This is a genomic window from Terrabacter terrae (assembly GCF_039529575.1).
Classification (GTDB): domain Bacteria; phylum Actinomycetota; class Actinomycetes; order Actinomycetales; family Dermatophilaceae; genus Terrabacter; species Terrabacter terrae.
In genome coordinates, this window is record NZ_BAAANB010000052.1 from 1 (window position 1) to 2,083 (window position 2,083).

At 72.0% G+C, this 2,083-nt stretch carries 3 protein-coding genes; all 3 read left to right on the forward strand.

The annotated features are described in order from the left end of the window. Nucleotides 1–194 precede the first annotated feature (194 nt). Nucleotides 195–875: a fasciclin domain-containing protein gene (locus ABD194_RS18905; protein ID WP_343994359.1), complete on the forward strand. Its 681-nt coding sequence runs from the start codon at nt 195–197 to the stop codon at nt 873–875. Nucleotides 876–949: 74 nt separating this feature from the next. Beyond that, complete coding sequence (sigK, locus tag ABD194_RS18910) at nt 950–1,552, forward strand: ECF RNA polymerase sigma factor SigK (RefSeq protein WP_425580029.1); 603 nt, start codon at nt 950–952, stop codon at nt 1,550–1,552. Continuing rightward, a partial coding sequence (locus tag ABD194_RS18915; RefSeq protein ID WP_343994363.1) for a zf-HC2 domain-containing protein occupies nt 1,549–2,083 on the forward strand: 535 nt, incomplete at its 3' end. The genes sigK and ABD194_RS18915, both read left to right, overlap by 4 nt.

Genomic DNA, 2,083 nt, shown 5'->3' on the forward strand with positions numbered 1-2,083 from the left:
AGCGCGCCACCCCGTTCCCCGACGGGTCGAGCGGCATCCAGGAAATCGTCGTGACCGTCGCGTGACGTCCGTGCGCGGGTGAGGAAGCGCGAGAAAACCTGCCCCACAAGCAATCCGGGGCGACGGCGGCTCCGAATCCCTGATGACAGTGCACCACTTCGCCAGCAACAGCCACCCCACAAGGAGTGACCGACATGAAGAGCATGAAGACGCGCACCGGCCTCGTCGCCCTCGCCATCGCCCTGCCCCTCAGCCTCGCCGCCTGCGGCAGCAACAGCGACGCCGCCACCCCGGCCGCCGGCGGCAGCAGCACCCCGGCCGAGACCATGGGCAGCACCCCGTCCGACACCATGTCGAGCACGCCCTCCGACACGATGAGCTCGTCGGCCTCCATGGACGCCGCCTCGGCCGTCTTCGGTAAGGGCTGCGCGGCCGTGCCGAAGGACGGCAAGGGCTCCTTCAACGGCATGGCGACCGACCCGGTCGCGACGGCCGCGAGCAACAACCCGCTTCTCTCGACGCTGGTCACCGCAGTCAAGCAGGCCGGCCTCGTCGACACGCTGAACTCGGCCCCCGAGATCACCGTGTTCGCGCCCGTCAACGACGCCTTCGCCAAGATCCCGGCCGCCGACCTCAAGAAGGTCCTCGCCGACAAGCCGACACTGACCAAGATCCTCACCAACCACGTCGTGGCCGGCAAGATCGCGCCGGACAGGCTCGCGGGCGACCACAAGACGCTCGCCGGCACGACGATCACGGTCAAGGGCTCCGGTGAGGACTTCACCGTCGGCAAGGAGAACGCCAAGGTCATCTGCGGCAACGTCCCGACCGCCAACGCCACCGTCTACATCATCGACAGCGTCCTGATGCCCTGAGGTCCGCGGACTCTTCCCGGCACGCAGAACCGACGTAGACGCAGACCACGGCGACGGGCGACACAATGGACCCCATGTCAAGGATCTCGGTGGTGCCCTCCGGCGACGACTCGCCGGAGGGCGCCGGCCGCCCACCCCAGCCGGAGCAGCTGCTCCGCAGGGCGGCGACCGGGGACGAGACGGCATTCGCAGAGCTCTACGACGCCGTCGCCCCCCGCCTCTTCGGCCTCGTGCGGCGCGTCGTGCGCGACCCCGCCCAGTCCGAGGAGGTCACCCAGGAGGTCTTCCTCGAGATCTGGCGGCACAGCGCCCGCTTCGACCCGGGCAAGGGCGCGGCCATGTCGTGGATGCTGACGATCGCCCACCGCAAGGCCGTCGACCGGGTGCGCGCAGCCGAGGCCGCCCGGGCCCGCGACGAGGGTTACGGCGCCAGCAACCAGGACGTCACGCACGACTCCACCGCGGAGTCCGCCGTCGAGCGCCTCGACGCCGAGCGGGTGCACCGGGCGCTCGAGACCCTCACCCCGGTCCAGCGGCAGGCCCTCGAGCTGGCCTACCTCTCCGGCTACACGCACACAGAGGTGGCGACCATGCTCGACCTGCCACTGGGCACGGCGAAGACACGCATCCGTGATGGACTCATCAGACTTCGAGACACGTTGGGGGTGGCCCTGTGAGCGACGACATCCACGCGCTCTCCGGCGCGTACGCCGTGGACGCCCTCGACGACGTCGAGCGGGCGCACTTCGAACGCCACCTCGCCGGCTGCTCCGCCTGCCGGGCCGAGGTCGACAGCCTCGCTGCCGCGGCCACGGAGCTGTCGGTGCTGACCGAGGTCCCGCCGCCGCCGTCGCTGCGGGCCAAGGTGCTCGCCGACATCGCGACGGTGCGCCCCCTGCCGCCCGTCGCGCCGCCGCAGGACGACGCGACCGAGGATGCCGTGACGTCGACGCCGTCAGCACCGGCGGCACCGCCGGCGCCGTCGGTCGGGCGGCTGGGCGCGGGCACCGGAGGACGCCCCGGGCACGGCTCCCTCGACGAGGGCACGCGGCCGACGGAGGAGACCGGACCGAGCGACGAGCTCGACGCGCGACGCCGCTCGCGCGCCGGACGCGGCTTCTCCCGCGGCTGGCGCCTGCTCGTCGCGGCGGCCACGGTCGCGGTGCTCGCCGTCGCCGGCTTCACCGTCTGGCGCCAGGTCGAGAAGG